Origin of the sequence: Blastomonas ursincola, assembly GCF_013607875.1 — a bacterium.
GTDB lineage: Bacteria > Pseudomonadota > Alphaproteobacteria > Sphingomonadales > Sphingomonadaceae > Blastomonas > Blastomonas ursincola.
In genome coordinates this window covers 111,029-133,283 of sequence record NZ_VDES01000002.1, presented here as the reverse complement: position 1 = coordinate 133,283, position 22,255 = coordinate 111,029, and the positions used below count along the sequence as shown (strand labels likewise).

The following is a 22,255-nucleotide window of genomic DNA, read 5'->3' as shown; positions in this document are numbered from 1 at the left end:
TCATCACATGGGTTGGTAAGTGCCGATAAAATCCGCACATTCCTCGGTCAGCTGTCGCGATCCTGCGCGCGCGCGAGCGGCAGCCGCACATCGAACACCAGCCCGCCGGGCAAGGTCTGGATCGCGGTCTCCGCGTCCATCTCGTAATGCAGCGCGCGTTCGACAAAGTCGCGGGCGAGCGCACCCAGCGCCTGGTCGGGATCGGCCAGATTGCGGCCCTCCTCCTTCCACACCAGGGTGAGCAACGGTTTGGCGGCGCTGTCGTCGATGCCCCAGCGCACCCGGAGCCGGGGCGGCGGATCGCCCGGATCGCCAAAGGTCACCGCATGGCTCGCCAGCTCGTGGATGGCCAGGCCCAGCATGTTCGCGGCCTTCACCCCCAGCATGATGTCCGGCCCTTCGGCGCGGACCTGATCCTCGTCGCTCAGGTGGTGGCTCAGCAGCTCGTCATGGACCAGATCGGCCAGATTGACCTGTCCGCTCGCCGATCGGGTGGACAGCGACTGGGTGCGCGCGAAGGTGTTGATGCGCCCGTCGAACTTGGCGACGAATTCCTCAATGGTATCGCAATGGTCTGCCGTGCGCCGCGACAGCGCCCGCACCACGCCCAGCGTGTTGCGGACGCGATGCTGCAACTCCCCCAGCAGCGACCGCTCCTGGTCGCGCAGTCGCTTGAGGTCGTCGATATCGGTCGATGTGCCCAGCCATTCGATGATCGTTCCGTCATCGCCATGGACCGGACCGGCGCGGGTCTTGTGCCAGTAATAGCGATCCTCCTCCGCGTTGCGGATGCGGAATTCGACCTCGAAGCTCTGCCGGTCGGAGGCCAGGCTCCACGCGGTCTGCGCCGCTTCGCGATCGTCGGGATGGACGACGCGGAGCCAGCCATCGCCTACATAATCGGCCTCGCTCTGGCCAGTGAACGCCTCCCATTGCGGGCTTGCCCACAACCATGCGCCATCGCGGTCCGCGCGCCAGACGAGCAGCGGCAGCGTGGCGATGAAATGGTTGAGCGTCTGGACCGGGCCGGACCAGCTAGAAGGCATGGGCATTCTCCTTGTGCGCACCTGCCCCGCCATCGGCATCGCAGATCTTGAGATAATCGCCATCGAACAGCGCGGTTGCTTCGAGACGCGTCAAATCGAGTATCGTCAGGCACTTCTGTTCGAGCTGGATCAGGCCGTCGCGGCGCAGATCCTGCAGGGTGCGGTTGACATAGACCGGGGTCATGCCCAGCGCCTCGGCCAGTTCCGTCTGTGTCAGATGGAAGGCACAGCTTCCTCCTTCCGCCAATCGTACGGACCTTTGCCGCATGAATAACTCACACAGGATATGAGCCATGCGTTCGCGCGCGGTGCGCTGTCCGAGCGAGGTCGACCGTTCGCGCTGGATCGCCGACGACACGTGCATGTCGCACCAGAGGAGCTTTTCGAGATCGGGATGAAGCTTGCGGGCGGTATCGAGAAAATCGTCTGCGAGCAGTGCCACCCGCGCCGGGGTCAGCGTGGCGATGCTGTGGTCCATGGACTTGGCGAGGTGGCCGTTGATATCGAACATGTCGCCGGGGATCAGCACCGACAGAATCTGGCGGCGACCGTCTTCGAGCGTCTTGTAGCGGATCGCCCAGCCTTCGATCAGTACGTGCAAGGGGCCGGTGCCTCCGCCCTGGCACAGCAAATCGACACGGGGCGGCAGGCTGCGCACATTCCGCTGCACCTGGTCGGCCAGCCAGGTCTGCGAGGCGTCGTTCAGATCGCCGAAGCCACGCAGCTTCAGGGTGACGTGCGGCGTCAACTTTTCCTAGCCTCCCATGACATCGTTCGGGGGAACCTACGCACCGTTGGCGAGTATGTTGCATGAGCGTTTCTCGCACCTGTTCCGGTCCGATAACCTAGAGAGTTCAATGACATCTCCGCCTGCCGACCAAGCCCTGCTGTGCGGTTGCCGCGTGCTCGTGGTGGAAGACGATTTCCTGATAGCGGATGACTTCTCCCGGCGCCTGGCCGCGCAAGGGGCCGAGATCGTCGGACCGGCGGCGACGCTGGAGGGCGCGCGCGATCTGGTCGATGTCGCTGGCCAGCGCATCGACATTGCGGTGCTCGACGTCAAATTGCGCGGAACGCTGGTCTTCCCGCTGGCCCGGCATCTCTATGCGGCGGGCATCCCCTTTCTCTTCTGTACCGGCTATGGCGAAGACCCGATTGCCGATTGCTTTCGCGAGGTCACCCGCTTCGAAAAGCCGTTGTCGCATCAGGGCTTTGCCGAGATGGTGCAGATGATCGCGCGGCTGATGCAGGGCCCGCGCGGCGGACCGCTGCGCTGAAAGCCCGTCAGGGCGCTGTGCGGACCCTCCTATGTAAGTTCACCTTCGCTCGAGCCTGCCTATCCCTGCCGCACCAATCTTCGAAAGGATGGGGTTATGCGGAATATGGCAATCTTGACGGCGGCGCTGCTGGTGGCGGCCTGCAATGCACCCGATGGGGCACGGTCGGATACGGCGGATGGCGATGCCGCCGACATGCAGCAGGGCGACATGGCGACCAACGCCGCCGATGACCCGGCCATGGCGGCCGCGCCGGTTTCGACCGGAGCCTATGTCGCGCAGGCGGCGAATTCGGACATGTACGAAATCCAGGCGGGCGAGCTGGCAGCAAAGAACGGCCAGTCGCAGCAGGTCAAGGATTTCGGCCGGATGATGGTCACCGACCACACCAAGTCCTCGCAGGACATGAAGGCGATGGTGACGCGCGCCAATCTGGGCACCCAGCCCCCGGCGCGGCTCGATGCCGAGCATCAGGCGATGATCGATCGGCTGAAGTCGGCCAAGGGCGAAGCGTTCGACCGCGAATACATGACCCAGCAGATGGCAGCGCACCGCAAGGCGCTGGCGCTGCATCAGGGCTATGCCCAGAGCGGCGACAATACCGAGCTCAAGGGCTTTGCGACGCAGGTCATCCCGGTCATCCAGAAACATCACGACTGGCTGGAACAGAATGGCCAGGGTGCAAATGGCACGACCGCAGGGGTGGGCACGGGCAATCGCAGCGGCACGATGCAGGACGGCAGCATGGGTACGGCGAACGAATCGTCGAGCGCCAACCGCGCCCCGCGCGCGACCGGTTCCACCACCGATCAGTAACGGCGGATTGGCAGAGCGGATCTGCTCCTTCTCTCCACCTCACTGGCGGTCTTCGGGTCGCCATTTTTTTTGAGGCAGGGATGGGCGTCGGTGTTCAGCCCTTGCCGCCGGCGATCGCCAGCCGGGGCCGGTCCTCGCTCGGCTGGGGCGGTTGCAGCGCGGCGATGAAGCGCGCGCTCCACCAGCGCACGTCCTGCTTGACCACCGAAGCGAGCATCGCGGCATGCCGCTCGCGGCGTTCCTCGAGCGGCATGGTGAGCGCGCGCGCGATGGCATCGGCCATGTCCTCGCTGCTGTGCGGGTTGATGATCAGCGCGGCATCGAGCTGCACCGAGGCTCCGGCAAAGCGCGAAAGCACGAGCACGCCGGGGTCCTCGGGGTCCTGCGCCGCGACATATTCCTTGGCGACCAGGTTCATCCCGTCGCGCAAGGGCGTGACCAGCCCGACGCGCGAGGCGCGGTAGATCCCGAACAGCTCCTCGCGCGCATAGCCCTTGTTGACATAGCGCACCGGCACCCAGTCGATCGAGGCGAACTCGCCGTTGATCCCGCCCGACAGCGCGTTGAGCTCTGCGCGGATCTGCTGATAGCTCGGCACGTCGCCGCGCGAGGGCGGCGCGATCTGCAGCAGGAACAGCTTCTCGCGCAATTCGGGCCGGGTGGCGAGCAGCTGCTCATAGGCCAGGAAGCGCTCCTGCAGCCCCTTGGAATAATCGAGCCGGTCGACGCCGACGATCACCTGCCGTCCGACCGCGCTGGTGATCAGCCGCTGTTCGGCATCGCGCGCGGCGGGCGTGCCCAGCGCCGAGGTAAATTCGGCGGTATCGAGCCCGATCGGGCAGATCAGCAGCCGGGTCGATCGCCCGTCGAGCAGCGCATGATCGCCGTCGAGCTCGGCGCCGAGATGCGTGACGATATAGTCGATGAACGAGGCGCGCCATTCGTCGGTGTGAAAGCCGATCACGTCATAGCTGAGCAGGCTCTTCACCAGCTCGCGATGGCCGGGCAGCGACATCATCAGGCTGGCGGGCGGCCAGGGGGTGTGCAAGAAGAAGCCGAGCCGGTTGGCAAAGCCGCGCTCGCGTAAGCGCTGGCCGAGCGGCATCAAGTGATAATCGTGCACCCAGATCATGTCGTCGGGCTCGATCAGCGGCGCCACCGTCTCGGCAAAGCGCTGATTGACGCGGGCGTAGCCCCCGGCAAAGTCGCGCGCGATCTCGGTCAGATCGAGCCGGTAGTGGAAGAGCGGCCACAAAGTGCGGTTGGCAAAGCCGTTATAATATTCCTCGATATCCTGCGCCTCCAGGTCGATCGTCGCGGTGGCGACCCCGTCCTGGCGACGGAAGCTGATCTGGCCGGTGAAATGGTCGGTCTGCTCGCCCGACCAGCCGAACCAGATGCCGTTGCTTTCGCGCAGCGCGGCGGACAGCGCGACCGCCAGCCCGCCGCGGTTGCTGCTCGCGCCGCCATTGGCGGCCTGGACGCGGTTGGATATGCAGATCAGACGGTTCATCGTGCGTCACTCCAGGGCCGGGAGAGCAGGCCTGCGCACTGGATCAGCCCCACCAGCGAATAGGTTTGCGGGTAATTGCCCCACAGCGCGCCTGTGCTGGGGTCGATATCTTCGGACAGCAGCCCGGCAGGGGTGCGCCGGCTCAGCATTTCCTCGAACAGCGCGCGCGCATCGCCATACCGGCCGGTGGCGTGCAGCGCCTCGATCAACCAGAAGGTGCATACGTTGAACGCCGATTGCGGCGGCCCGAAATCGTCCTCATCGGCATAGCGCAGCATATGGCTCCCCCGGCGCAGACCGCCCTCGATCGCATCGAGCGTCGCGATGAAGCGCGGATCGTCGGCGCGGATGAACTTGAGGTCGAGCAGCTGCAACAGGCTGGCATCGAGCGTGCGTTCGCCGAGCACCGCCGAATAATGGTTGCCCGCATGGCTCCAGGCATGGGCGTCGATATGCTGGCGGATATGCTCGGCGCGTTCGCCCCAGAACATCGCCGCCTTGGGCCGTCCGATCGCGCCCGCCGCATTGGCGAGCCGATCGCACGCCGCCCAGCACATCGCGGCGGAATAGGTATGCACATGCGCGCGGGTGCGCAGCTCCCATAGGCCAGCATCGGGTTCGTTGAACATCGCAAAGGCGCGGTGGCCGACGACTTCGAGCGCCTCGAAATCCTGCACCGTCGCCTGGCGCAGCAGCCGCTGGTCGAAAAACGCCTGCACGCTCGACAGCACGATCTGGCCATAGGCGTCGTGCTGGATCTGCTCATAGGCCTGGTTGCCCGACCGCACCGGCCCCATGCCGGCAAAACCGGCAAGGCCGGGCATGACATGCTCAGTCAGCGTTGCCTCGCCGCCGATGCCGTAGAGCGGCTGGATATGCCCGCCGCGCGCCGCATCGACGATGTTGCGCAGATAGTGCAGGTACGATTCGAGCACGTCGAGCGCGCCCAGGCGATTGAGCGCCTGCACGGTGAAATAGGCATCGCGGATCCAGCAGAAGCGATAGTCCCAGTTGCGACCCGAATCGGCATGCTCGGGCAGCGACGTGGTCAGCGCCGCTACGATCGCGCCGGTCTGCTCGTACTGGCACAGCTTCAGCGTGATCGCAGACCGGATCACCGCCTCCTGCCATTCGAGCGGCAGGTTGAGCCCGCGCACCCAGTGCTGCCAGGTCGAGACGGTCTCGTCCAACATCGCTTCCATCCGCGCCTCTAGCTGCGCGTCGAACCCCTCGTCGGGGCCGAAATAGAAATAGAGGTCGCGTTCTGCCCTGAACATGCGCTCGTCCCGGATCCACCCCAAAGGGGCGTTCGAGGTCAATCGCTGGACCTGCTCGCCCAGGATATAGCGTATGTGATTGGAGCCCGATGTGAGCCGGGGCGAACCCTCGCCCCAGGCATAAGCGGGGCGCAGCCGGACCGAGATGCGGGGGGACCCGCTGATCACGCGGACGATGCGCGCGATCGCCACCGGGCGGAACATGCGGCCATGACGCGGGAAGCGCGGCATGAAATCGATGACCTCGATGACATTGCCCGCGTTACACGACATGCGCGTCAGCAGCACGGGGGTGTTGCGGATATAGCGCTGCTCGGTATGCGCGCAATTCTCGAGCACGATGTCCCAATAGCCATGGTCCTGCTTCGGCTCGAGCAGCGAGCAGAACACCGGGTCGCCATCGAAACGCGGAAGGCATCCCCACGCGATGCGCGCATTGGGATCGACCAGAGCGGCGATCTCGCAATTGCCGATGGGCCAGAGGTTCATGGCGTCCTTCATCGCCGCACTCACGCGATCAGCGCCGCGATACGCCGACGCACGCCCTCGACGCTGTCGAGACGCTCGTCGCTGTGATCGGCCGTGCGCGAGCCGACGCTGATCGCCTGGCCGCCCAGCGCGCGCGTCGCCTCGAACGCAGGAATGTCGGTCAGATCATCGCCGATGAACACCGGCACGCTCCCGGCAAAGCGATCCAGCGCCATGATGGCGCGCACCGCATCGCCCTTGTCCGATCCGCCGGGTCGCAGTTCGAACACCATGTCGCCCTGCTGCACGATCAGCCCGTGCGACGCGGCCTGGGCCATCGCCCATTGTTCCGCCCGGTCGCGCAACTGCGGCATCAATCGGTAGTGCACACCCAGCCCGAAGCTCTTCTCCTCGATGACGATCCCTGGAAAGTCCTCGAAATGCAGTGCCGCCTCGAAGGCGAGATCGACGAACAGCCGTGTGCGGCGAGGGGCCTGGACCGCGCCATCGACGCTCAGCTCCTGGCCATGGCTGGCCGCGATCACGCCGCCTGCCAGTGCGGGAGGCAGCAAGTGGTGCAGCTGTTCGAGCGAGCGGCCGCTGACCACCGCGATGCGGCCGGACAGGGTGCGCGACGCCTCGGCCAGCGTGTCGGCCATCGCCGGGCTGATCGCGACAGCTTCGGGCGTGTCGCCGATCTCGACCAGCGTCCCGTCAAAATCGAGCAGCAGCGCCAATGGCCTTGCCTCCTGATGGGTCTCGGCGGGGACGATCAAATGCACAAGGCTGTCAGGCACGCGGCTGCGGCTCCTTTTCGGGTCCATCCATGAAGGTGTGCAAGGGACACGCGCCAACGCCGTGCAGGTTCCCCTCAACGGCGCTTTTTCAGCAGCTTGAGCACCGCCGGTTCGGCCTCGTCAGGGTCGGTGCGGCGGAACATCGGGTCATCGTCGCGATAGGCTTCGAGCAGCTGCGGGTGGATATAGGACTGACGGCAGATCGTCGGCGTGTTGCCCAGCGCATCGGCGGCGCGCGCCACCGCCTCGCGAATCGCCTTCTCGGTCGCCGGCGGCTGTTCCTGCTGGCGCAGCTCGCACAATGCCGAACAGGCGGTGACGGTGCCGCACCAGGTGCGGAAATCCTTGGCCGAGAAATCCTCGCCGCCGATCTCGCGCAGATAGGCGTTGATATCGTCCGAGGTGACGCTGCGCAGCTCGTCACCATCCCTGTACCGGAAGAGCTGCTGTCCGGGCAGCTCCTGCAGGCCGCGCAGCACCTTGGCGACGCGTCGGTGGCGCAAGGACACGTCCCATTTGCGCCCGCTCTTGCCGTTGAAGCGGAATCGGATCTGCGAGGCCTCGAGCGCGACATGGCGGCAGTGCAGCGTCGTCAGGCCATAGGAGCGGTTCTGCTTGGCGTACAGCGCATTGCCGATGCGGATCGCGGTGCAGTCGAGCAGATGGATGATCGTCGCCATCACGCAGGTTCGCGACGTACCGCGCTTCGAGATATCCTTTTCAACCTGCTCGCGGATCGCGGGAAGCTTCGCGCCGAAACTGGCAAGCCGCGCGAACTTGGCGGCATCTTGCCGCTCGCGATAGGCGGGGTGATAGCGATACTGCTTGCGCCCGCGCGCATCGCGCCCGGTCGCCTGCAGATGGCCGTTCGGGTCGGGACAGATCCACACCTGCTCATAGGCCGGCGGGATGGCGAGGCTGTCGATGCGCTTACGCACCGCCTTGTCGCGGATCAGCCTGCCCTTGTTGTCATGATAGCTGAAGCCCTTGCCGCGCCGCTTGCGGGTGATGCCGGGCATGTCGTCGGTCGTGAAGACCAGCGCGCCTTCCTTGCTCATCGGGCAGGCGCGCCGGGCAGATCACATGCCCTCATGGTCCTTGTCGCCTGCCAGATCGTCGCGCCCGGCATTCTTGGCGGCATTGCCTTGCGCATCTTTCGGCCCGTAATAGCGGTTCTCGCTCTGTCCACCTTCGATGAAACCCCGTTTTTCGCCGCGCAGCTCCTTGCCGGTATGCGGGTTGGGATAGGCGCCGCCACCCGATTCCCCCGCACCGCCCTTGCCGGTCCGCGCTTCCATGTCGTCGGGGATACGCTTCTTGTCGGTCATGGCTCCGTCCTCCTCGAAAATGAGGCTGCAAGGACTAGGCGCGGCAATTGCGCGGTGCGCTAACATAGGCCGGTGTGGGTTGTTCGCAGCTGCGCGACACAGGGTCCGAAGCCGCCCCCTCCCCGAATCGGCGGCCCCCATCGAGAGGAATAGCCATGGCCCATTCACGAACGCACAATGGACGCACCCCCAATGGACAGGGCGGAAGCTCGATCCTGAGCAGCTCGGTCAAGGGCTTGCTGCTCACCGCAGGCGTGGCGGCGATCGCCAATATCGGCCGCAAGATGGCGGTCCAGGCCCCGACTGCCATGGCGCAGGACTGGTGCGAAGGCCTGATCAAGGAGCACAAGGCGACGCTGGCCGCGATCGACAAGCTCGAGCAGCTCTCGCCCGAGCAGACCGATCGCCGCTCGATGCTGCTGATGAATCTCAAGCACATGATCACCAAGCACGCGATGCAGGAAGAGAATGTGATCTATCCCGTGCTGGCCCAGGGCGGCGAGGGTGATGCGGCCAAGGCGCTCAACAGCGACCATGGCGAGGTCAAGGTGATGCTCTACGAGCTCGGCCATATGGAAAAGGGCGATCCGGCGTTCAATGAAACGCTCGGCCGCCTGCGCAGCGCGCTCGAGGAACATATGCGCCAGGAAGAGCAGGAGCTGTTCCCCGCGCTGCGCGAGCGCCTGAGCGACGAGGAGAACAAGAAGCTCAGCCGCGAGATGAACATGGCCGGGCTGATCCTCGCCTGACCCGTTCGACAAAGGAGAGAGACATGGCCCAGAAGGAAAGCCGCGACGCGTTGCAGATGCTCGCCGACGATCACCGCACGGTGGAAGCCTTGTTCGAGAAATACGACAATGCGCGCGGCGAGGCGGCGCAGCAGAAGATCGTGCAGCAGATCTGCCAGGAGCTGACCATCCACGCGATGATCGAGGAACAGGTCTTCTATCCTGCGATCCGCGAGGCGGTCGACGACGACATGATGGACGAGGCGCAGGTCGAGCATGACAGCGCCAAGATGCTGATCCTCTCGCTGCAACAGGGCACGCCCTCGGACGCCTATTATGACGCCAAGGTCAGCGTGCTGAAGGAGCAGGTCGAGCATCACGTCTATGAGGAGGAGCGCCAGCGCGGCAGCATCTTTGCGCAGGTGCGCAAGGCGGAGATCGACCTGGTCGCATTGGGCGGGCAGATGGCCGAGCTGAAGCAGCGACTGCTCGCCCAGGCCAAGGCCGAAGGTCTGCCCCGGCCCGAACTGGTCGCGCTGGCGAGCTGAACGCACGGGCCGGGCATGAGCGAAGCGCCCGAACAGGAGCGCGACGAACGTGTGGTGCCCGATTCCGCGCAGCTGACCGCGGCCGCGCGGGCGCTGCTCGCGATGCTCGACCGGATGGAATGGAAGCTGGCGACGGCGGAAAGCTGCACCGGCGGCTTCCTGTCGTCGCTGCTCACCGATGTCGAGGGGCTGAGCCATTGCCTCGATCGGGGCTATGTCTGCTATTCGGTTGCGGCCAAGCACGACATGCTGGGCATCGACCCCGGTCTGATCGACGAGCAGGGCGCGGTGAGCGAGCCGGTGGCGCGCGCGCTCGCCGAGAACAGCATCTGCCTTGCCGACGCGCAGCTTTCGCTCGGCATTACCGGCTTTGCGGGAGCGTCCGACCCTGACGAAAGCGAGGGCGCGGGCGTTGCCTATATCGGCGTCGCGGTGCCCGACCAGTCCTGGGTGTATCGCGTCGATTACGGCGAGCGGCCGCGGCGCGACATCCGCAACATGGTCACGCTCGCCGCGCTCGCGATAGGGCTGCGCACAGCTAAGGACCGCAGCCTTTCCTAGCTGGCGCGCGTGATTGCCAGCGCGACATCCTGCCCGGTGCCGCCTGCGAGAACTGTCAATGTGCCATCCTGCATCGTCTGCAGCTGCGCGGCTTCCAGCTCGCCGGTCAGGGTGTTCATCTGGGTGACGCTGTACACGCCGGGCTCCAGGCCCTGAATGTCGAGCGTCGATGCATGGCCGCATTGCGCGCGATTGGCCATCAGCACCACGATCGCCTGATGGGCGTCTCCGCAGCCGGTCGCAAGGCCATCGAAGCCCGGTGCGCGCAACCGTTCGCCGAGCGGCTGGCGGCGGAAGTCCGACCAGTCGATCAGCGGCAGGAAGCGCGCAAGCACGCCCTGCGCCTCGTGCATCGCGGGCAGCAGCACATGCGGGTGGCGATAGGGCCAGCGCATGCCGCCGCCTGCGCCGCCGCTCGCCAGATGCGCCCATTGCATGCGGCGGAACAGCTCGGTGTCGAAATCGTCCGGCAGCGTGATGTGCCGGTCCTTGAAGGCATGGATCGGGCCGTGCTCGGTATCGAGCAGCGGGCGATCGACCGGGCATTGCTCGACCGCCGCCGTCATCAGCCGCGCGGTCGCCTCGGCCGGCGCGAGCGTACCGCGCGGATGGTCGATCGTGCCCTTTTCGTACAGGTGCACGCTGGCGAAATCGAGCGAGGGGTGGCGGAAGATCACTTCGCCCAGATCGGGGCGGAGCAGCAGGTTGGGGAGATAGACCGACACCGTCTGCGGATGGCTGCGGCCATGCACGCGCAGCTCCTCGGCCCTCAGCGCTGCCGAAACCTCGCCGACAAAATCGTGCACCGCCGCCATGTCGCCGCCGGCATAGAAGCTGTCGATCTCGTTCCACAGGTCCCAGCCGAACACCGCCTCGCTGTGCCCCCAGCGGCGGGTGGCGAACAGCAGCCGGTTGATGATCGCTGCGCGCGTGGCTTCGCAGGTGAACATGTGGCGCGGCGACTTGCACGGGCCGCCGGTCGCCTGCGCATAAGGGTGCGTCTTCCAGCGCCGCGCCATGAAGAAGGTGTCGAACGGGGTGAGCAGGAAGCGGATGTCGTGCCGCTCGCCGAGCTGGATCAGATCGTCCCACAGCCGCACCATCGCCGGGCTGAAATGGCCGCAGCGGCTTTCCAGATGGCGGTAGCGGACCTGGTTGTAATCGAGCATCAGGCGCAGGCAATTGACCCCGCTCGCTTTCAGCGCGGCGAAATGCCGGTCGACCGATGCGACATCCTGCCGGCGATAGAGCGGCGCGAGATGCGGCCAGGTGATAGCCTCGTTATGCCCGACCGGTGCCCAGGCCGCGCCCGATTCGGTCTGGAAATAGGGCGCGTTGGCAGCGCACCGCACCCAGTCCCGTTCGGGGTGCGGGGCGGAAACGCGGCGGATCGCGGCCGGTTCGAGCTCGGCGATAGGCTTCATTCGGCGGCCACCACGCCCAGGGCCGAGAGCGATTCGAGCCGCCAGCGCGCATCGAGCCTGCGCCAGGTCGCCAGCGCCTGGCCGACGATCTGGTCCATATTGTAATAGCGATAGGTGGCGAGCCGCCCGACAAAGGTCACCTCCGGGCAATCGCGCGCCAGCGCAGCATAGCGCCGGTACATGTCCTGCGCCGCCGGGTTGGGGACAGGATAATAGGGATCGCCCTCGTCCGCGGGATATTCGCGCATGATGCTGGTCACCTCGGCCTGCTGCCCGGTCAGATGCTTGAACTCGGTGATGCGGGTATGGGGCACATCATAATCCGGATAGTTGACCGTCGCGACCGGCTGCACCTGTTCCTGGGGCAGCGTCTCGTGCTCGAAGCGCAGCGAACGATAGGGCAGATGCCCGAGGCGATGGTGGAAATATTCGTCGATCGGTCCGGTCCAGACCAGATGTTCCCAGCTGATCGTCTCGGGCAGATCGTCATAGCCCTGGCCGGTCAGCACGTCGATCTGCGGGTGGTTCAGCATCTTGCGAAACATCCTGGTATAGCCCTTGTCGGGCATGCACTGATGCGCATCGGTAAAATATCGGTCATCGGTATTCGTCCGTGCCGGCACGCGCGCCGCGACGGACTTGTCGAGCTCGCGCGGATCGACGCCCCATTGCTTGCGGGTATAGCCTTCGAAGAACTTGGCATAGAGGTCCTGTCCCACCTGCGACACCACGGTATCGCGCGAATTGCGCACCTCGCCGACATCGATCGCGACCGATTGCAGATACGCGGCGGCCTCCTCCTCGGTCTCGAGGTTCATGCCGTAGAGCGCATTGAGCGTGGTCCGGTTGATCGGCATCGGCACCAGCTGGCCGTCGACATAGGCGAGCACGCGATGCTCATAGGGCCGCCAGCCGGTGAAGCGCGACAGATAGTCGAGAATGTCGCGGCTGTTGGTGTGGAAGATATGCGGCCCGTATTTGTGGACCAGGATGCCCGCATCGTCGTGATGGTCATAGGCATTGCCCGCGATATGCGGCCGCTTGTCGATGACCAGCACCGACTTGCCCGATCCCGAAGCAATCCGCTCGGCCATGACCGCACCGGCGAAGCCCGCGCCGACGACGAGCACGTCGTAATGACGCGCGCGGTTCGCCGGCCGTGCGCTCGAAATCCGCGCGACCTGCCGCGCGAAGAGACCGTCCTGCAGCTGGCGCGCGATGCGGGCGACGGTGCCGTCCCAGCTCTTGTCGGCAAGGCACGTTTGCGCCTCGGCCTTCCACGCGGCGCGGGTGCGCGAATCGGCGCCGAGCAAAGCCTCGCAGGCCGACACGAACCCGCGCGCGTCCTCGGCAATGCGGATGCTGCCTAGCGTTCCGTAAGTGGCGACGACATCGGCAATCGAGGTCGAGACCACCGGAAGCCCGCTCGCCATATATTCGGGGGTCTTGGTCGGGCTGATAAAGCGCGTTGAGGCGTTGAGCGCGAACGGCATCAGCGCGATGTCCCAGTGCACGGCATAATCGGGCAGCCGCGCATAATCGCGCCCGCCCAGCCAATGGATATTGGCCGCGCGGGGCAGATCGTCGGGGCTGATCTTGACCACCGGGCCGATCATCACGAACGCCCAGTCGGGGCGCAGCGCCGCGAGCTCGGCGAGCAGCGCGAGGTCCATGCGCTCGTCGATCACGCCATAAAAGCCGAGGCGCGGGCGCGGCAGATGCGCCTGATCCCCGGGCTCTGCCGTGGTCCTCGCATCGCGCGCGAAATGCGCGATGTCGACGCCCGATGGATAGCAGTGCACGTTGGGATGGCGGGTGCGCCGCGCCTCGTAGAGGCTGCGTCCGCCGCACAGCACCAGGTCGGCACGCGCCATCAGGCTCGCCTCGCGCTGGGCGATATCGGCGGGCGCGAAGGCGAAATTGGCGAGCTCGTCCATGCAGTCATAGACGGTGAAATCGGGCTGCAGGCCGGCGCTGAACGCCAGCATCATCGGGGTATAGTACCAGAAGACCAGAGGCCCCCGGTGCCCTGCGACCTCGGCCTCGAGCAACGCGCCGAGCGCCCGATCAATGGCGGTGCCGTCCAGCCCTTCGGGCAACACCGGAACCAGCCGCGTCACGCCGCCCTCGACGCTGCTGCGGTCGAGACGCGGGGCGTCGCAGGCCGCATCGAAGCGCGGCTCCTCCCAATAGGTCACGTCGAACTGGCCGGCGAGACGGGTCATGATGTGCTGCGGCCGCTGGAACACCAGGTCCCAGCGAAGGTGCGAAAAACAGACGATCACCGGGCGCGCCGAAAGGGCAGGGGTCTGGCTGTGCTGGAACGGGCGGTGCATCGGGTATCTCCGGATCGAAGGTGGCCGCCGGTCCTGGAACGGACGGGCGTGTCGCTAGCGGACTGATCCGGCACCTAGCCGAGCGTGGCTCCCGGCAATCTTACATAGGTGAGGCCCCGCGCTTCCGGCCAATTTGGGGGAAGCTGACCCATGTTATTGGGCGCGGACCGATCGAGGCCCAGCCTTGCGCCATCCTGCCGGGACACCCCGCCCCGGCGATGATGGAGACCCCGCCATGACCTATTTTCTCGGCTTTCCGCTGCTGCCCTTGTGGATCATGGGCGTGCCGCTGATCGGTGCGCTGATCACGCTCGCGCTGCCTGCGCCGAAGCACAACACCATCCCGCGCACGCTGCGCCGCGACGAGCGTGTCGGCAATGCCGCCACCGTGACGACGGCGCATCCCACGACCACCGCCACCTGATCGCAAGCCCCGGATCGTCGCGCTCCGGGGCGTGCCCTTTTCCCAAGGAACCCCAGCATGTTCACCCATAACAAACGCCTGCAATATACCGTCCGCGTGTCCGAGCCCAACCCGGTGCTCGGTTCGCTGCTGCTCGAACAGTTCGGCGGCCCCGATGGCGAGCTTGCCGCCGCGATGCGCTATTTCACGCAGGGCCTGGCCGAGGAGGACCCCGGCCGCAAGGACATGCTGCTCGACATCGCCACCGAGGAGCTGAGTCATCTCGAGGTGATCGGATCGATCGTCGCGATGCTCAACAAGGGGGCGAAGGGCGATCTGGCCGAAGCCGCGATGGAAGAGGCAGACCTGTACCGCTCGCTCACCGCGGGCGGCAACAGCCACACCCAGGCGATCCTCTATGGCGGCGGCCCCGCGCTCACCAACTCGTCGGGCGTGCCATGGACCGCGGCCTATGTCGATTCGCGCGGCGACCCGACCTGCGACCTGCGCAGCAACATCGCCGCTGAATCGCGCGCCAAGATCGTCTATGAGCGGCTGATCAACGTCACCGACGATCCGGGCATCAAGGACGCGCTGGGCTTTCTGATGACGCGCGAGATCGCCCACCAGAAATCGTTCGAAAAGGCGCTCTATTCGATCGAGGACAATTTTCCGCCGGGCAAGCTCGCCGGGATGAGCGAGTATGATTCGCTCTACATCAACGCCTCGACCGGCCCTGGCGATGCCGATGGACCGTGGAACAGCGGCGACAAGTGGGAGCGGATCGACGATGTCGAGGCGCATGGTCCGGTCGATGGCGGCGACGGCACTGCCGAGGTCAAGCTTCCGAAGGATCAGCTGGGCAGCGTGAAGGCACTGGCCGAGCGGACGGCGTCCGACCCCGGAATCGATCCGGTGACCGGGGCCGAGCTCGGCATGGGCAAGTGATCGCACAGACGCGATGACGGCCACAGGCCACCCCGCAAGGCCCCCTGTTCATGCCTGAAATCGCATGGACAGGGATCGCCGCCAGCCTGGTCGCAGGCGCGCTGACCGGGCTGGGCGGGGTGGTGGTCATGCTCGGGCGCGCGCCCGATGCCCGGCGGCAGAACCTGCTGATGGGTTTTGCCGCCGGGGTGATGATCGCGGCCGCGTTCTTTTCGCTGATCATCCCCGGCATCGCGCGGGCCGAGGCCACCGGATCGTCGCGCGAGATGGCGGCGGTGATCGTGATCGGCGCGGTGCTGCTCGGTGCGCTGGCGATGGCGCAGCTCGGTCGCGGCATCGATCGGATCGCGCGCGCCCGGCTGGCGAAGCTGCCCGGCTGGCTTGCCGACGATGCCGAACATCGGCGCATCCTGCTGTTCATCCTCGCGGTGACATTGCACAACATCCCCGAAGGCACTGCGGTCGGCGTCAGCTTCATGTCGGGCGATGCCAGCCTGGGCTGGGCGACCGCGCTTGGCATCGGCATCCAGAACATTCCGGAAGGGATGGCGGTGGCGGCCGCGCTCTCGACCTTGGGATGGAGCCGCGCGCGCTGCATTCTCGCGGCGCTCATGACCGGGCTCATCGAACCGTTCGGCGGGGCGATCGGCGTCGCCATCGTCCAGACCTCGACAGCGGCGCTTCCCTGGGCGCTGGGCTTTTCCGCTGGCGCGATGCTGTTCGTCGTGATGGCTGACATCATCCCCGGAACCAGCCGCCGGATCGAGCACGGATCGGCAACCCCTGCGCTGATGGCGGGTTTGGCGATCATGATGTTTCTCGACGTGACCCTGGGTTGAGCCGGGCACGCACCCTCCCCTCATCAAAGGATCTTCCCCATGACCAAGACCAAGACCGTATCGAAGATGCAGGAAGCCGAACTGCCCGGCCTCGAGGCCGAGCTCGACCCCAAGCCCGAATGGCAGCCGCGCTATCCCGGATCGGGCCGGCTTGAGGGCAAGGTCGCGGTCGTCACTGGCGGCGATTCGGGGATCGGCCGTGCCGTTGCGGTGCTGTTCGCGCGCGAGGGCGCGAATGTCGTGATCAGCTATCTCGAGGAGGACACCGATGCCGAGGCCACGGCCGAGATGGTCGAGGAAGAAGGCGGCAAGGCGGTGATCATCGCGGGCGATATCGGCGAGCGCGACCATTGCCGCGAGGTCATCGACCTTGCCATCCGCAAGTTCGGCCAGATCGACATTCTGGTGAACAATGCCGGCGAGCAGCATCCCGACAAGGAGATTACCGACATTTCGGACAAGCAGCTCAAGCGCACCTTCCAGACCAATGTCTATGGCATGTTCTACATGGTCCAGGCCGCGATGCCGCATCTCAAATCCGGCGCGACAATCATCAACTGCACCTCGGTGACGATGTACAAGGGCGCGGACGAGCTGCTCGACTATTCGGCGACCAAGGGTGCGATCACCGCGTTCACGCGCAGCCTGTCGCAGAATCTGGTCGAAAAGGGCATCCGCGTGAACGGCGTCGCGCCGGGACCGATCTGGACTCCCCTCAACCCCTGCGGCGGCGCGAGCGAGGAGAAGCTCGAGCATTTCGGCGAATCGACCCCGATGGGACGCCCCGGCCAGCCGAACGAGGTCGCGCCGTGCTTCCTGTTCCTCGCCTGCGAGGATTCGAGTTACATGAGCGGGCAGGTGCTGCACCCCAATGGAGGGGTGATCGTCGGCAGCTGATTTGCGGCGAGCGGTGCGACGAGCCGCGCCGTTCCTAACCTGTGCAAGGGCCGCTGCCATCCTGCGTCCTGACAATGGCCGCAGCGGTCCGGAGCGCTTCTGCTTCCCCGAGAAGCGCAACCGCAATGCAGGAAAGGAAGTCTCAAGTGGCTGATAACAATCAGAACTGGAACGACAGTGACAGCAATCAGCAAGGCCAGCGCCGACAGGAAAACGACTATGCGCGCTCGGCGAGCCATCAATCCGGCTATGCCGGGCAGGGCCAGCCGCAGCAGCAAGCCGATAACTGGGGCCAGCGCGGCCAGGGTGATTACCAGCGCGGCCAGCAGGGCGGCAACAACCAGGGCGGCGGCTGGGGCCAGTCCGGCTCGTCGGGCCAGTCGCACCAGCAGGGGGGCAGCAACTGGCAGCATGGCGGCCATTTCGCCGATCCCGCGCAATATGGCGGTGGGGGCTCGGGCCAGGGCGGCGGCAGCGGCTTCGGCCAGTCGGGTCAGGACTATGCCCAGGTCGGCGGCTTCGCCCAGGGTGGCGGCTGGGGCGGCGCAGGCCAGGGCCAGCAGAACCGTTCGTCGGGCTATGGCCAGTCGGGCCAGGGCTATGGTCAGTCGAATCAGGGCTATGGCCAGCCCAGCGGCTATGACCAGCAGGGCGGCGGACTGCAAGGTTGGGGCCAGCAGGGCGACAGCTCGGGACACCGGCATCAGCACGATCCGCATTATTCGAGCTGGCGCCAGAAGCAGATCGAGCAGCTCGACAGCGACTATGACCGCTTCAACCAGCAGCGCCAGAGCCAGTTCGACCAGGAGTTCAGCGAATGGCGCTCGAAGAACCGGCAGGATGACGAGCGCGATGGTGCCAGCGCGTCCAACTCGCCCTCCGGCCTGGGCAAGACCGAGAAGCCCAAGACTTAACATGGGTTAATTCTGGCGGTAATTCAGACACTTGGGGGGCATTTCGCCCCCCCGTTTTTTTCATCTCGTCGCGAATCCGGCACTAACATATACCAGTATAAGGACGGGCGTTCAGCCAACTGAAAGGGTGCGAGTGGAGGGACCTAGCAGAGAGACACCGTAATCATGAACATCCATGCGAGCTTGCCGATCGCGTTTCCGTCTCAACCCCGCCACTCCCCCAGTTCCATCGAGCCGCGTTGCGATTTCATCCAGCAGGGCGACACCGTCGTCCGGCCGCGACTCGTCCTGGAAGGCTGGGCGGCGGGATATCGCATCACCTTTGATGGTCGGCGCCAGCTGACCAACCTGTATCTGCCCGGCGAGATCATCGGCGTCTGGCGCAGCAACCAGCCCAGCTTCTACCACGCGGTCATGTCGATCAGCCGTCTGCAGCTGATCGAGTTCGGCTCGCTGCCCGAATCGGACGTGGTCGAGCTGGAATGCGCGCTGATCGAGCGCCAGCTCGAGAACAGCATCTTCCGCCTCGGCTGCCTGAGCGCCTATGAGCGCATGGCGCATCTGTTCCTCGAGCTGGGCGAACGGCTGGCGATGCGCGGCCAGGGCGAGGCCGACAGCTATCACATGCCGCTGACCCAGGAACTGCTCGCCGATCTCGTCGGCATCTCGTCGGTGCACGTCAACCGGACGCTGCAGCAGATGCGCGCCGACGGCGTCATCCGCCTCGTCAATTGCCGTCTCGAGATCCTCGATCGCGAGGAACTGGCCGACCAGGTCAATTACCAGCCGCTTTTCTGAACCCATGGCTGAACCCGATCGGGCGTGCGCCGTTACCCCTTGATGGACCAATCCGATCTCTGGGAAGTGCTGCGCACGCCCGCGCTGGCGGCGGCACTGGTTGCGGTTGCGCTGGTTGCACATGCCGTTGTCATGGCGATCGCCAACCGCATCGCGCGGCGCACCAGCACGCTGCAGGACGAGGCCCTGGTTTCCTCGATCCGCCAGCCTTCGCGCTGGATCATGGTCGCGCTGGTGCTGCTCGGCACCGACAGCCTGGCGGTGCGCGGTGACGAGGCCGCCGCCGCGCTGACCGGCGCGGTGCGGGTGATCATGCCGCTGCTCTGGGGCTGGCTGGTCATCGCGATCATCCGTTTCGTCCATGGCTATATCGAAGCGCGATCCGATGTCAGCGCCGAGGACAATCTCGCCGCGCGGCGCAGGCGAACGCGCGCGGACATTCTCGCCCGCATCGCGATTGTCATCGTCGGGCTGGTCAGCATCGGCCTGTTGCTGCTCAAGATTCCGGCGGTACGAGAGATCGGTGTTGCGCTGGTCGCCTCGGCGGGCCTCGCCGGCTTGGCCTTCGGCGTCGCCGCGCAGCCGCTGCTCAAGAACCTGGTCGCGGGCATCCAGCTTGCCTTTACCGAGCCGGTGCGGATCGACGATGTGCTGGTCTATCGCGGCGAATGGGGCCGGGTCGAACGGATCACGCTCACCTATGTCGTGCTGAAGATCTGGGACGACCGCCGCCTGGTCATTCCGGTCTCGAAGCTGCTCGAGGAGCCGATCGAGAACTGGACGCTGCAGACCAGCCATCTGCTGGGCACGGTGATGATCCATGCCGATCATGCCGCCGATGTCGAGAGCGTGCGCAAGGTCGCGCTCGACGCGGTGCGCGGGCACCGGCTGTGGGATGGCCGCGTCGCGCTGCTCCAGGTGACCGACATGACCGCTGACATTCTCGAACTGCGCGTACTGATGAGCGCGCGCAATGGCGGCGAACTGTTCGACCTGCGCTGCGACGTGCGCGAGGCGGTGGCGCGCTTCATGGCCAATGAACTTCCCAATTCTCTCAACCGCAGCCGCCTGGCGCTCGAACCCCTGGAGCTTTCATGACCCTCGACTGGATATCCGTTGTCGGCACCGTAGGCGCTTGCGCTTCGGTGGCGAGCTTCACCCCGCAGGCGTGGAAGATCATCCGCGAACGATCGACCGAGGGCCTGTCGCTCGGCATGTTCGCGCTGACCAGCCTCGCGTTTCTCGCCTGGACGACCTTCGGGCTGCTCAAGGGCGAATGGGCCTTGATCATCCCCAACGCGATCTGCCTGTGCTTTGCGCTGTTCATCCTGGGCATGATCGCGCTCCCGAAGCGCAAGACCGGAGAGGTTGCGGAAAGGCTTGATCCTACCAGCTGACGATCAGCCCGGCGGATCGGCCAGCGCGCGCAGGTCCGGATACGACGCGACCTGCTGCTCGGCATAATGCGCGGCCTGCTCGGCCTGCTTGCGCCCCAGATGCCAGTCGAGAATCTGCATGCCCGGCACGATCGGCGGGCTCAACAAGATGTCGCCCTCGCGCAGCATCGAGCGAGAGGCGATGCGGCTCGCCACCACCATCGAACGCTGCATGATCTCGACGATCGAGGGGAAATCGCTGTCCGACTTGCGCCGCAGCAGCAGGTCGCGGACCAGTTGCCCGCGCCTTCTCAGCGACTGGTACGCGGCCTTGATCCGCCAGACCTGTCCCGCCTCGCCCAGCGTCACGACGATATTGGGGCCGGACTTGAGCGCGCGCATCGTCACGACGGGCACATTGTCGAGCACGCCGCCATCGACCAGGATATTACCGTCGGTATCGATGAACGGCGGCAGGATGGTCGGCAGCGATCCCGAGGCCCGCACCGCGTGCCAGAGCGCCCCGCGCCGATGGACGTGCAGGTCGTTGGTCGACAGGTTGGTGGAGATCGCGAAGAAATTGATCGGCTGGTCGGCAATATCGGCATTGCCGTAGCGCGCCTCGAGCTCGGCATCGAACACGGCGGGGTCGAGCAGCGAATGGATCGGCACGGTAAACCGCCGCATCGCCTTGGCGCCGATGAACATAGCTTCCATCTGGTCGAGCGTCTGGTCGACCGACAGTCCTTGCGCGATCGCCGCGCCCATCGCCGCGCCCGCGCTGGTGCCGCCGATCAGGTCGATCGGCACGCCCGAGCGCTGCAACCCGCGCACGATGCCCAGATGCGCGCAGCCCAGCGCGCCGCCACCCGCAAGCACCAGCCCCACCGCGCGTCCGGTAAGGAAGCGCGCGACGCGGCGGAAATCGGCCTCGCTGTCGAGCGCCACATGATGGTGCAGATGCGGGTCGCGTCCGGCGAGCCAGGCGGCCGTGCCCCGGATCGGCTGCCTGGCCTCGGCGCGGAGGACGAGCAAGGTGCGATTGGGTGGTTCGATCGCCGCGCAGCCCGCCTGTTCGAGCGGGTTCATCGCCGGATTCGCGCCTGATTCGGCGATCATCAGCAGGCCGTCTGCATTGCGGCACACCAGCGAGCCCCATTCGGGATCGCCCGAGGCATCGATCAGCAGATAGCCGCGCCGCGCCTCGTGCTCGCGCAGCCAGGCCTGATAGGCGCTGGCGGGACCGGGCGGCACGTCGCTTTCGCGCACCAGCATCACCTGACGATCGTCGGGCACCGTCTTGCGAATGGCATCGGTCAGGCGGCCGAGCAGCGCCGGATCGACCCGGCTCGACCCGCATGGCACCACCGCGATGACGCGCGGCAGCCGCGCCTCCATCGGCGGGGTCTTGGCGGTGACTGCGGCAAGCCGCTGGGTCACGGCGGTGAGGATGGCAGGGACGAGCTGCGGATAGGCGGCGACCACGGCGTCGTAGCTCGCGCGGTCGAGCACCATCACCACGCTGTCGCGGCTCGCCTGCAGCGTCGCGGTGCGCGTGCCGCCGCCGAAAAAGGCGAGCTCGCCCACCGGCTCGCCCGCCTCGATCTGCGCCACCGCCTTGTTGCCGGTCGGCGTCTCGATCAGCACGCGCAAGCGGCCGGTCTCGAGGAAATAGAGCGAATCGGCAGGATCGCCCTGGCGCACCAGAATGTTGCCGGCTGGCAGCTCGAGCCGGTGGGCGCGGTCGCTCAGCGCGTCGATCGCCGCCTGGTCGACGCCCGCGAACAGACCCGACTGCATCCAGTCGCGCAAACTGCCATCCGCATGCTCGTGATCAGGCTCCAGCGTCACCCATCATCCCCTCCGGGGCATTGGTCCCCGCGCGATTGTCGCCCAACCCTAGCCCAGCCCCAGCAAAAACAGAAGTATCGGTATTGGCAGCGCAATTTGCGACGAGGCGA

At 65.9% G+C, this 22,255-nt stretch carries 23 protein-coding genes; 13 read left to right on the top strand and 10 right to left on the bottom strand.

Annotated features, from left to right (window positions below):
- Nucleotides 1–47: 47 nt before the first annotated feature.
- Both FG486_RS06630 and FG486_RS06625 read right to left on the bottom strand, forming a co-directional pair.
- Nucleotides 48–1,046: a sensor histidine kinase gene (locus FG486_RS06630; protein WP_181266999.1), complete on the bottom strand. Its 999-nt coding sequence runs from the start codon at nucleotides 1,044–1,046 to the stop codon at nucleotides 48–50.
- Nucleotides 1,036–1,794, bottom strand: coding sequence for a Crp/Fnr family transcriptional regulator (locus FG486_RS06625; RefSeq protein WP_181266998.1), 759 nt, complete (start codon nucleotides 1,792–1,794; stop codon nucleotides 1,036–1,038). The genes FG486_RS06630 and FG486_RS06625 overlap by 11 nt, the downstream gene beginning before the upstream one ends.
- A 109-nt stretch (nucleotides 1,795–1,903) precedes the next feature.
- Here FG486_RS06625 and FG486_RS06620 point away from each other — a divergent pair, with 109 nt between their 5' ends.
- Nucleotides 1,904–2,323 carry a response regulator gene (locus tag FG486_RS06620; protein ID WP_181266997.1) on the top strand — a complete coding sequence of 140 codons (420 nt, stop codon included), beginning with the start codon at nucleotides 1,904–1,906 and terminating at the stop codon, nucleotides 2,321–2,323.
- Nucleotides 2,324–2,428: 105 nt separating this feature from the next.
- Nucleotides 2,429–3,139, top strand: coding sequence for a DUF4142 domain-containing protein (locus FG486_RS06615; RefSeq protein WP_181266996.1), 711 nt, complete (start codon nucleotides 2,429–2,431; stop codon nucleotides 3,137–3,139).
- 94 nt (nucleotides 3,140–3,233) lie between these two features.
- On the opposite strand, the gene FG486_RS06610 is transcribed toward FG486_RS06615, so the two are convergent.
- From FG486_RS06610 to FG486_RS06590, 5 genes are all read right to left on the bottom strand, one after another.
- Complete coding sequence (locus tag FG486_RS06610; protein ID WP_181266995.1) at nucleotides 3,234–4,652, bottom strand: alpha,alpha-trehalose-phosphate synthase (UDP-forming); 1,419 nt, start codon at nucleotides 4,650–4,652, stop codon at nucleotides 3,234–3,236.
- Nucleotides 4,649–6,430: a glycoside hydrolase family 15 protein gene (locus FG486_RS06605; protein WP_181266994.1), complete on the bottom strand. Its 1,782-nt coding sequence runs from the start codon at nucleotides 6,428–6,430 to the stop codon at nucleotides 4,649–4,651. Before FG486_RS06605 ends, FG486_RS06610 begins: the two co-directional genes overlap by 4 nt.
- Nucleotides 6,431–6,438: 8 nt before the next feature.
- Nucleotides 6,439–7,194: a trehalose-phosphatase gene (gene otsB, locus FG486_RS06600; protein ID WP_181266993.1), complete on the bottom strand. Its 756-nt coding sequence runs from the start codon at nucleotides 7,192–7,194 to the stop codon at nucleotides 6,439–6,441.
- 74 nt (nucleotides 7,195–7,268) lie between these two features.
- Entirely contained in the window at nucleotides 7,269–8,252 is a 984-nt protein-coding gene (locus FG486_RS06595) for a DNA topoisomerase IB (RefSeq protein WP_181266992.1), read from the bottom strand.
- A 21-nt stretch (nucleotides 8,253–8,273) separates the two neighbouring features.
- Complete coding sequence (locus FG486_RS06590) at nucleotides 8,274–8,522, bottom strand: hypothetical protein (protein WP_181266991.1); 249 nt, start codon at nucleotides 8,520–8,522, stop codon at nucleotides 8,274–8,276.
- 155 nt (nucleotides 8,523–8,677) lie between these two features.
- On the opposite strand from FG486_RS06590, the gene FG486_RS06585 reads away from it, so the two are divergent.
- The 3 genes from FG486_RS06585 to FG486_RS06575 are packed head-to-tail and all read left to right on the top strand — an operon-like array spanning nucleotide 8,678 to nucleotide 10,359.
- Nucleotides 8,678–9,271 carry a hemerythrin domain-containing protein gene (locus FG486_RS06585; RefSeq protein ID WP_181266990.1) on the top strand — a complete coding sequence of 198 codons (594 nt, stop codon included), beginning with the start codon at nucleotides 8,678–8,680 and terminating at the stop codon, nucleotides 9,269–9,271.
- A gap of 23 nt (nucleotides 9,272–9,294) precedes the next feature.
- Nucleotides 9,295–9,798: a hemerythrin domain-containing protein gene (locus tag FG486_RS06580; protein WP_181266989.1), complete on the top strand. Its 504-nt coding sequence runs from the start codon at nucleotides 9,295–9,297 to the stop codon at nucleotides 9,796–9,798.
- Between the two features lie 15 nt (nucleotides 9,799–9,813).
- Entirely contained in the window at nucleotides 9,814–10,359 is a 546-nt protein-coding gene (locus tag FG486_RS06575; RefSeq protein ID WP_181266988.1) for a CinA family protein, read from the top strand.
- Here the strand turns inward: FG486_RS06575 and FG486_RS06570 are convergent.
- Entirely contained in the window at nucleotides 10,356–11,783 is a 1,428-nt protein-coding gene (locus tag FG486_RS06570) for a glycoside hydrolase 5 family protein (protein ID WP_181266987.1), read from the bottom strand. The two genes, FG486_RS06575 and FG486_RS06570, sit on opposite strands and share 4 nt — an antisense overlap.
- Nucleotides 11,780–14,119 carry a UDP-galactopyranose mutase gene (gene glf, locus FG486_RS06565; RefSeq protein WP_241695643.1) on the bottom strand — a complete coding sequence of 780 codons (2,340 nt, stop codon included), beginning with the start codon at nucleotides 14,117–14,119 and terminating at the stop codon, nucleotides 11,780–11,782. Before glf ends, FG486_RS06570 begins: the two co-directional genes overlap by 4 nt.
- 235 nt (nucleotides 14,120–14,354) lie before the next feature.
- On the opposite strand from glf, the gene FG486_RS06560 reads away from it, so the two are divergent.
- From FG486_RS06560 to FG486_RS06525, 8 genes are all read left to right on the top strand, one after another.
- Nucleotides 14,355–14,543: a hypothetical protein gene (locus FG486_RS06560; protein ID WP_066282101.1), complete on the top strand. Its 189-nt coding sequence runs from the start codon at nucleotides 14,355–14,357 to the stop codon at nucleotides 14,541–14,543.
- A 57-nt stretch (nucleotides 14,544–14,600) separates the two neighbouring features.
- Entirely contained in the window at nucleotides 14,601–15,470 is an 870-nt protein-coding gene (locus FG486_RS06555) for a manganese catalase family protein (protein WP_181266986.1), read from the top strand.
- Nucleotides 15,471–15,520: 50 nt separating this feature from the next.
- Entirely contained in the window at nucleotides 15,521–16,309 is a 789-nt protein-coding gene (locus FG486_RS06550; protein WP_181266985.1) for a ZIP family metal transporter, read from the top strand.
- A gap of 39 nt (nucleotides 16,310–16,348) precedes the next feature.
- Nucleotides 16,349–17,206: a glucose 1-dehydrogenase gene (locus FG486_RS06545; protein ID WP_181266984.1), complete on the top strand. Its 858-nt coding sequence runs from the start codon at nucleotides 16,349–16,351 to the stop codon at nucleotides 17,204–17,206.
- 146 nt (nucleotides 17,207–17,352) lie between these two features.
- Nucleotides 17,353–18,120 (top strand): hypothetical protein, encoded by a 768-nt coding sequence (locus FG486_RS06540; protein WP_181266983.1) that lies wholly within the window; start codon nucleotides 17,353–17,355, stop codon nucleotides 18,118–18,120.
- Between the two features lie 165 nt (nucleotides 18,121–18,285).
- Nucleotides 18,286–18,918, top strand: coding sequence for a Crp/Fnr family transcriptional regulator (locus FG486_RS06535; protein ID WP_066282089.1), 633 nt, complete (start codon nucleotides 18,286–18,288; stop codon nucleotides 18,916–18,918).
- Between the two features lie 42 nt (nucleotides 18,919–18,960).
- A complete protein-coding gene (locus FG486_RS06530) occupies nucleotides 18,961–20,016 on the top strand; it encodes a mechanosensitive ion channel family protein (protein WP_181266982.1) in 1,056 nt (351 codons plus the stop codon).
- Nucleotides 20,013–20,315 carry a SemiSWEET family sugar transporter gene (locus FG486_RS06525; protein WP_181266981.1) on the top strand — a complete coding sequence of 101 codons (303 nt, stop codon included), beginning with the start codon at nucleotides 20,013–20,015 and terminating at the stop codon, nucleotides 20,313–20,315. The genes FG486_RS06530 and FG486_RS06525 overlap by 4 nt, the downstream gene beginning before the upstream one ends.
- Nucleotides 20,316–20,318: 3 nt before the next feature.
- Here the strand turns inward: FG486_RS06525 and FG486_RS06520 are convergent, their stop codons facing one another.
- Entirely contained in the window at nucleotides 20,319–22,145 is a 1,827-nt protein-coding gene (locus tag FG486_RS06520) for a patatin-like phospholipase family protein (protein ID WP_181266980.1), read from the bottom strand.
- Nucleotides 22,146–22,255: the final 110 nt, after the last annotated feature.

What these genes read in the sequence shown, in the direction of transcription:
- FG486_RS06610 (WP_181266995.1), bottom strand. Translation starts at nt 4,652, where the DNA reads ATGAACCGTCTGATCTGCATATCCAACCGCGTCCAGGCCGCCAATGGC.
- FG486_RS06580 (WP_181266989.1), top strand. Translation starts at nt 9,295, where the DNA reads ATGGCCCAGAAGGAAAGCCGCGACGCGTTGCAGATGCTCGCCGACGAT.
- FG486_RS06545 (WP_181266984.1), top strand. Translation starts at nt 16,349, where the DNA reads ATGACCAAGACCAAGACCGTATCGAAGATGCAGGAAGCCGAACTGCCC.
- FG486_RS06615 (WP_181266996.1), top strand. Translation starts at nt 2,429, where the DNA reads ATGGCAATCTTGACGGCGGCGCTGCTGGTGGCGGCCTGCAATGCACCC.
- glf (WP_241695643.1), bottom strand. Translation starts at nt 14,119, where the DNA reads ATGCACCGCCCGTTCCAGCACAGCCAGACCCCTGCCCTTTCGGCGCGC.
- FG486_RS06590 (WP_181266991.1), bottom strand. Translation starts at nt 8,522, where the DNA reads ATGACCGACAAGAAGCGTATCCCCGACGACATGGAAGCGCGGACCGGC.
- FG486_RS06525 (WP_181266981.1), top strand. Translation starts at nt 20,013, where the DNA reads ATGACCCTCGACTGGATATCCGTTGTCGGCACCGTAGGCGCTTGCGCT.
- FG486_RS06530 (WP_181266982.1), top strand. Translation starts at nt 18,961, where the DNA reads ATGGACCAATCCGATCTCTGGGAAGTGCTGCGCACGCCCGCGCTGGCG.
- FG486_RS06575 (WP_181266988.1), top strand. Translation starts at nt 9,814, where the DNA reads ATGAGCGAAGCGCCCGAACAGGAGCGCGACGAACGTGTGGTGCCCGAT.
- FG486_RS06595 (WP_181266992.1), bottom strand. Translation starts at nt 8,252, where the DNA reads ATGAGCAAGGAAGGCGCGCTGGTCTTCACGACCGACGACATGCCCGGC.
- FG486_RS06570 (WP_181266987.1), bottom strand. Translation starts at nt 11,783, where the DNA reads ATGAAGCCTATCGCCGAGCTCGAACCGGCCGCGATCCGCCGCGTTTCC.
- FG486_RS06550 (WP_181266985.1), top strand. Translation starts at nt 15,521, where the DNA reads ATGCCTGAAATCGCATGGACAGGGATCGCCGCCAGCCTGGTCGCAGGC.
- FG486_RS06585 (WP_181266990.1), top strand. Translation starts at nt 8,678, where the DNA reads ATGGCCCATTCACGAACGCACAATGGACGCACCCCCAATGGACAGGGC.
- FG486_RS06620 (WP_181266997.1), top strand. Translation starts at nt 1,904, where the DNA reads ATGACATCTCCGCCTGCCGACCAAGCCCTGCTGTGCGGTTGCCGCGTG.
- FG486_RS06630 (WP_181266999.1), bottom strand. Translation starts at nt 1,046, where the DNA reads ATGCCTTCTAGCTGGTCCGGCCCGGTCCAGACGCTCAACCATTTCATC.
- FG486_RS06605 (WP_181266994.1), bottom strand. Translation starts at nt 6,430, where the DNA reads ATGAAGGACGCCATGAACCTCTGGCCCATCGGCAATTGCGAGATCGCC.
- FG486_RS06535 (WP_066282089.1), top strand. Translation starts at nt 18,286, where the DNA reads ATGAACATCCATGCGAGCTTGCCGATCGCGTTTCCGTCTCAACCCCGC.
- FG486_RS06560 (WP_066282101.1), top strand. Translation starts at nt 14,355, where the DNA reads ATGACCTATTTTCTCGGCTTTCCGCTGCTGCCCTTGTGGATCATGGGC.
- FG486_RS06555 (WP_181266986.1), top strand. Translation starts at nt 14,601, where the DNA reads ATGTTCACCCATAACAAACGCCTGCAATATACCGTCCGCGTGTCCGAG.